Genomic DNA, 6,712 nt, shown 5'->3' with positions numbered 1-6,712 from the left:
TTCTATTCATGAACACATTCACTGGGTCGATGGTAGCCATCGTTACCCCGATGCACGAGGATGGCAGTCTCGATCTGGACGGTATGCGCCGTCTGGTCGACTTCCATGTGCAGGAAGGTACCGACGCCATTGTCGTCGTCGGAACAACGGGCGAGTCACCGACCGTCGATGTCGAAGAACATCGCGAGTTGATCCAGCTTGTTGTCGAGTACGCAGCCGGCAGAATTCCGGTAATCGCCGGTACGGGTGCCAACTCAACGGCAGAAGCTATCGAGATGACGCATTTTGCCAGCAAGGCAGGTGCCAATGCCGCGCTTTCTGTCGTTCCTTACTACAACAGGCCGACGCAGGAAGGCCTCTACCGCCACTTCAAGGCTATTGCTGAAGCTGTGGATATTCCTCTCATTCTTTACAACGTCCCCGGTCGTACCGTGGCCGACATGAGCAGTGAGACGTCATTGCGCCTGGCGCTGATCCCGAACATCGTCGGAATCAAGGATGCCACCGGCAATATTGACCGCGGGAGCGAGCTGATCGCCCGTGCGCCGAAAGGCTTTGCGGTCTACAGCGGTGATGATTCCAGTGCCTGCGCGTTGATGTTGCTGGGTGCTCAGGGCAATATTTCGGTAGTGGCCAATATCGCGCCACGCCTGATGCACGAAATGTGCGAAGCCGCGCTGAAAGGCGACCTGCTGAAGGCGCGTGACTTGAATTTCCGTTTGCTTGGACTGAATCGCCAGCTTTTCTGCGAGGCCAATCCGATCCCCGTCAAGTGGGCGTGTCAGGAACTCGGGCTGATCAAGGAGGGCATTCGCCTTCCTTTGACTCCCCTGGCGCCGGAATTCCATGAACGCGTTCGCACGGCCATGCGGCAGGCCGGTTTGTTGGCTTGATCCCAGATTCCCAGGAACACCCGATGAGATTTGCTGTTTTTCGTCTGAGTTTTTGTGCCTTGGCGGTCGTGCTGTCAAGCTGTAGCGGTATCGGGCTCGAATCCAAAAAGATTGACTACAAGACATCTGCGGCGAGCAAGGTGCCGACACTCGAGATTCCGCCCGATCTGACTTCGCCAACTCGCGATGATCGTTTCGCAGTGCCGGACACGGCTGGCAAGGGAACGGCAACTTTCTCGGCATACTCGGGGGAGCGCTCGCCACAGGCGCTAGCGCAACAACAAAGTGGTGTTCTGCCGCAGGTGGACAAGGCGCGAATCGAGCGCTCGGGAAATCAGCGCTGGCTGGTCGTTGCCGGTACTCCTGGAAAGCTGTGGGACCAGATCAAGGATTTCTGGCAGGAGACCGGATTCGTGATCAAGCTTGAATTGCCTGAAGCTGGAGTAATGGAAACCGATTGGGCTGAAAACCGCGCCAAGATCAAGGAAGATGCCTTGCGTAACCTGCTGGGCAAGGTGATCGATTCCTTATACTCGACCGCCGAGCGTGACAAATTCCGCACGCGCCTGGAGCCAGGTTTGGAGCCGGGTACAACGGATGTCTTCATCAGTCATCGCGGGATGTATGAGATCTACGTTACCGAGGGAAAGGATCAGACCAAGTGGCAGCCACGTGAGCCAGATCCTGAACTTGAGGCAGAGATGCTGCGTCGGTTGATGGTGCGGCTTGGGAGTGACGATAAGCGTGCTGCGGCACAAATTGCGGCGGCCAAGGAAAAACCGGCAGATCGCGCCAGACTCTCGCGAGGCAATGACGGTGCCGGCACGCTTGAAGTGCAGGAGTCTTTTGATCGCGCATGGCGTCGTGTTGGACTGGCGCTTGATCGTGTCGGCTTCACCGTCGAGGATCGGGACCGTTCAAAGGGATTGTATTTCGTTCGTTATGTCGATCCGGAAGTCGATGGGCAGAAAAAGGACGATGGATTCATGTCCAAGTTGGCTTTCTGGAAAGCTTCCGGACCTGACCCAAAAATCAAGTACCGTATCTATTTAAAAGAAGTTGGTTCCTCGACGACGGTTCAGGTGCTTTCGTTCGAGGGTGGTGTTGACCAATCCGAAACGTCAAAGAAGATTCTGAGCCTGCTCTACGATCAACTGAAGTGATGCGATTTGCTTCGCTGGGTAGCGGCAGCCGGGGGAATTCCCTGCTTGTCGATGCGGGTGACACCAAGCTTCTGCTCGACTGCGGTTTCTCCGTGCGTGCGACAACTGACAAGTTGGGGCGACTCGGTGTTTCTCCTGAAGAAATCTCCGGCATACTGGTTACCCATGAACACGGCGACCACATCGCCGGAGTGTTCAAGTTCGCCAGCCGTTTCAGCACTCCAGTCTATCTGACGCACGGCACGCACATTGCCGCACCTAGCGGCAAGTCGCTGTCGACGTGTCGCATGATCGACAGCCATGCTTCCTTTACGATCGGTAATCTGGAGATTCATCCATTTCCGGTTCCGCACGATGCGCGTGAACCCGTTCAGTTTGCCTTCTCGGACGGGGCGCATCGCTTGGGAGTGCTGACCGATACCGGATCGATTACGCAGCATGTCATTGATGTGCTGCGTGTCTGCGATGCCCTGGTTCTCGAATGCAATCACGATTCGGAGCTGCTGGCGGCTTCAAGCTATCCGATGACGTTGCAGCGCCGAATTTCGGGGAACTTCGGCCATTTGAGTAACAGGCAGGCAGTTTCCTTGTTGTTGCAGATCGAAACACGGCAACTGCAGCATATCGTTGCGGCACATCTCAGCGAGCAGAATAACCGTCGCGAATTGGTTGTAACTGCTTTGGCGGCAGCGTTGAACTGCACGGATGATTGGATCGGCGTGGCGGGTCAGGAAGACGGGTTTGGCTGGCGTCGGTTGATTTGAAAGAGTTGTGCAGGTTCGATTGAGCGGAGGAAGCCAGTCCGGGTTGGGCCAAGAGCCAGTCGCCATTGCAATGCCCAATCTTCGTCGCCCAGAAAAACAAATGCCCGTCAGACCTACGCCTGACGGGCATTCCACATTCCGCAATGACTTCACTGCAGACTATTTACATAGTCTGCGTTGCGGGCCTATTCATAGGCGCGTGAAGATTACTTCTTCATCGCATCCTTAGCGGCGCCCATGGCGGCATCCTTTGCAGCAGGAGTAGCATCCTTCGCAGCGCCCATGGCTGCATCCTTCGCGGCGCCCACAGCGGCGTCCTTGGCGGTATCCATTGCCGTAGGAGCAGCAGCCTTGGCAGCGTCAGCTGCTGCAGGAGCGGCAGCAACCGGTGCAGCAGCAGGAGCGTCCTTGGCAGCGTCAGCAGGAGCGGCAGCGGGAGCCGCAGCGGGAGCCGCAGCAACCGGCGCGGCGGCGGGGGCAGTAGCAGGGGCGGGCGGCGGCGGGGTTTTGCCACAAGCCGAAACGGCCAAGGCGATCAGAGCGGAAACGAGGAGCGAGTTCTTCATGGCAAACATCCTTATCGATAAGAAAATAAGAGCAACGAACCAAAGCACATCTGGTTGACCGGCGTGACCACCAGTCGGTCCACGATTCTATCAGTATATGATGGCGACCAACCGGAATCGTGCTTCCAATGGCACTTCAGAGACCGAGTGTTGACGCACAGATTTGTTCGCCCCCTTCCTTGAGAATATCTTCAAAACGATTCACGTAAGGTTTGCACTGTTCAGCATCATCGATGATTGTCTTGGAGCGCGCACCATCCTTGTGAAAGCGAACAAGTGCGTGCCTGTCATCCGCGATGACGAGGGAATCGCTGAGTGACGCGAGGTGAGGCGGGCTTTCATGGATGGTCATATTCTGCGGGAAAAGGGTAAGCAAACTCATCAGGCGCGGGCTTTCCCGTCGAAATGGCTCGGCATTTCTGACAACGATGCACAAAATGTGTTGCCTGTCAGCGCCGAGAAAGCGGCGCAGGAGCTCGGCATTCTCGGTCTGTTCGAGCTTCAGCTTCGATAGATCTTCATCGAAGATGCGCAGCGACTGCGTTGCCAGCTCCAGTATCTTCCGGAGCGATTGGTCGTGATGACCCCAGTTCGTGATCAGTTCAGAGTTCATGGCATGCCCCCTGTGAGTCTGAGTGGCGAATGCGGAATTGGCCGACGAATCAATTGTCACCAATTGACCTGGAAAAGGTCAAGGCCATGCAAGAAAACCCGCACTGGGCGGGTTTTCTCTGTGTATTGAAGAATTCGCGGATTATCTTTCACCGTAGGTTCGACGGTGGCCACTTTCAGTACTTGTAGTGTGGCCGTCTCGGTGCGGGACGCGGGCAAATCCCGTCTGTTTGGATGCGCCGGATTTGCCGAAGCGCCCGTCTGAGCGTCCGCTTGGCTTGCCTTGGCCACGATTTTCGCCCGCTTTCCAGGCCGGGCGGCCATTCGGGGAGCCACCGGGACGCCCATTTCCTGTGGGGGCTCGACGCTTGGGTTCGTGACCGTAAACGACCTGAACCGGAATGGGTTGTCTGGTAAAGCGCTCGATCTTTCGAACATTGAAGTGTTCGGCGTGATTGACGAGGGAAATCGCCAGGCCATTGCGCCCGGCTCGGCCGGTACGGCCAATACGGTGTACATAGTCCTCGGCGAACTTCGGCAGATCGTAGTTGAAGACATGGGTTATCGATGGTACGTCAATTCCACGTGCGGCAACATCCGTGGCCACCAGAATCTGCACCTGCCCACGGCGCATCGCGTTGAGTGTCCGGTTGCGAGCGCCCTGATTCATATCCCCATGCAGTGCCGCCGCATTGAAGCCGGCGATATTCAAACGGTCGGAGATGATGTCTGCGTCGCGCTTTGTCGCCGTGAAGACAACGGCCTGATCGATTGTTAGATCGCGCAGAAGATGGTCGAGCAGGCGATTCTTGTGCGACAGATCGTCGACGAAGTGCATGCGCTGTTCGATATTCTCATGTTTCGCATGTGAGGCATCGACCTGGATGATCAGCGCGTCACGGGTCATCCGGCGTGCCATCTGGCCGACGGTTCCGTCAAGCGTGGCTGAGAAAAGCATGGTCTGGCGCGAAGCCGGCGTGGCCGAGACAATTTTCTCGATGTCGTCGATGAAACCCATATCAAGCATGCGGTCTGCCTCATCAAGGACGAGGATCTGCAACTGCGAGAAGTCGATCTTGCCCGATTCCATGTGATCAATCAGTCGCCCCGGTGTGGCAACCAGAATCTCCGGGTTGCGTGAAAGCAGCTCCATCTGTTTCGGATACGGCATGCCGCCGAGAATCGCAACGGCTTTCAGGCGGCGAAGCTGGCCAGCGTACTTGTCAGCTGCAGCGGTCACCTGCAGGGCAAGTTCGCGCGTCGGCGCGAGCACCAGCATCTTGGGTTGTGCCGGCTGGAAGCGGGGGCGATCATGGCCGCGTGAACGCGCGGATTGGCGTTCCTGATTCGCAGTGCGACGGAGTACAGGCGCGACATTGGGGCGTTCCTGAAGGGCAAACCGGTGAAGTGCCGGCAGCATGAAGGCTGCCGTCTTCCCCGAACCGGTTTGCGACGAAACCATCAGATCGCGTCCGTCAAGCGCCGCGGGAATGGCTTGCGCCTGGACCGGCGTAGGTTGGGTATAGCCTGAACTGCTAAGGGCCTTGAGAAGTGTTTCGTTGAGACCGATTTCTGCAAAAGTCATGAATATCCTTCGTATGGGACAGCGTCGTGCCGCCGATCAGATCGGCGCACGGGCGCAAAAAAATGCAACGCCAACCAACGAAATAGTTATGAGAGACCCTGCAAAAGCGAGAGAATTCGGGACTTTTCGGCACAAAAAGCTTTGTGCCAGGGCGGTGCTCAATGAGTAGGCACCTGAAGGCAGGAGGGCTTTGGAAATGTGGCCAGGTTGCGATGCGTTCAGTGTAAGTCGGTATTGTGAATTGCAGAATTGTTGATTCCCGCAACGCACGGCGCGCATTGTAACGGTTCGCCTTACTGACGTCGAGCTATTTATCCAGAGCCGGTCGTTGTCGGGCTTTCAATTGCAGCGCACGGCGGGTGAACAGGTTTATTGGGTCAGACACGACGAATCATCACCCTTCCTCGGTCTTCCCTTGGGCAACGGCATCGTTCTGCGCGCCGTCAGACGCTCGATCTTTACCTGAAATCTCCCGCCACCCAGCGCCCAACCCTTGTGCGTGGACTGACGAACCGCTTCGAGTCGCGTCTCATCGATTGGCGCCCTGACCAATTCGCCATACGCCGCTTGTCGCTCACGAGCGTCTGCGCCCAGCCGGCGGTAGAGCAGATGCGGGGTTAGCAGCGCATCGGCCTGGCCTTCGGCGTTCGCCCGGTAGCTGGACCACGGATACGCCGCGGGGTGCGCCACCATGTTGGCACGCACCGGGTTGAGTTCGATGTAGCGCATGCATTCGAACAGGTAGGTCTCGGCTTCGATAACGGTGGCCCGGTAACGCCCTTCCCATAAGGTGCCGGTGCGCCGGTAGCGGTAGTTGAAGTACTGAACATAGCGTCGGCCGAGACTTTGTAGGGTCTTGGGCAGACTATCAGCCGTTCCCGGAGTGGCCAGGAGGTGAAGATGGTTGGTCATCAGCACATAGGCGTGAATCGCCAGAGCGTAGCGCCTGGCAGCCTCAGCCAGTACTTCCTTGAAGAACTCGCAGTCCTCATCGCTGGCGAAGATGGCGTCGCGGTTGTTGCCGCGCAGAATGACATGCTGAGGTACGCCTTTGGCGAAATAGCGGGGGAGTCGGGCCATGGCGGGACTTTATCAGAATTCGTAAGTCGCAATTTTAAATCGTGTCTGA

7 protein-coding genes are annotated in these 6,712 nt (G+C 57.1%); 3 read left to right on the top strand and 4 right to left on the bottom strand.

The features are described from left to right. The first annotated feature begins 8 nt into the window (after positions 1–8). Genes dapA through PROAA_RS02190 form a run of 3 tightly spaced genes read left to right on the top strand, consistent with a single transcriptional unit; the run spans position 9 to position 2,820 of the window. Complete coding sequence (gene dapA / locus PROAA_RS02200; protein WP_186409753.1) at positions 9–893, top strand: 4-hydroxy-tetrahydrodipicolinate synthase; 885 nt, start codon at positions 9–11, stop codon at positions 891–893. 23 nt (positions 894–916) lie between these two features. Further along, positions 917–2,056: an outer membrane protein assembly factor BamC gene (gene bamC / locus PROAA_RS02195; RefSeq protein ID WP_186409752.1), complete on the top strand. Its 1,140-nt coding sequence runs from the start codon at positions 917–919 to the stop codon at positions 2,054–2,056. Continuing rightward, positions 2,056–2,820: an MBL fold metallo-hydrolase gene (locus tag PROAA_RS02190; RefSeq protein WP_186409751.1), complete on the top strand. Its 765-nt coding sequence runs from the start codon at positions 2,056–2,058 to the stop codon at positions 2,818–2,820. The genes bamC and PROAA_RS02190 overlap by 1 nt, the downstream gene beginning before the upstream one ends. Before the next feature lie 206 nt (positions 2,821–3,026). Here PROAA_RS02190 and PROAA_RS02185 read toward each other — a convergent pair whose 3' ends face one another. From PROAA_RS02185 to PROAA_RS02170, 4 genes are all read right to left on the bottom strand, one after another. Continuing rightward, complete coding sequence (locus tag PROAA_RS02185; protein WP_186409750.1) at positions 3,027–3,386, bottom strand: hypothetical protein; 360 nt, start codon at positions 3,384–3,386, stop codon at positions 3,027–3,029. Between the two features lie 136 nt (positions 3,387–3,522). Then, entirely contained in the window at positions 3,523–3,999 is a 477-nt protein-coding gene (locus tag PROAA_RS02180; protein ID WP_186409749.1) for a DUF7931 domain-containing protein, read from the bottom strand. Positions 4,000–4,140: 141 nt separating this feature from the next. Then, positions 4,141–5,583, bottom strand: coding sequence for a DEAD/DEAH box helicase (locus tag PROAA_RS02175; RefSeq protein WP_186409748.1), 1,443 nt, complete (start codon positions 5,581–5,583; stop codon positions 4,141–4,143). 369 nt (positions 5,584–5,952) lie between these two features. Further along, positions 5,953–6,663 carry a transposase gene (locus PROAA_RS02170; protein WP_186409747.1) on the bottom strand — a complete coding sequence of 237 codons (711 nt, stop codon included), beginning with the start codon at positions 6,661–6,663 and terminating at the stop codon, positions 5,953–5,955. Positions 6,664–6,712 lie beyond the last annotated feature (49 nt).

The sequence above is a fragment of the Candidatus Propionivibrio aalborgensis genome (assembly GCF_900089945.1).
GTDB lineage: Bacteria > Pseudomonadota > Gammaproteobacteria > Burkholderiales > Rhodocyclaceae > Propionivibrio > Propionivibrio aalborgensis.
The sequence above is the reverse complement of the archived record's forward strand: the minus strand, read 5'-3'. Positions and strand labels throughout refer to the sequence as shown.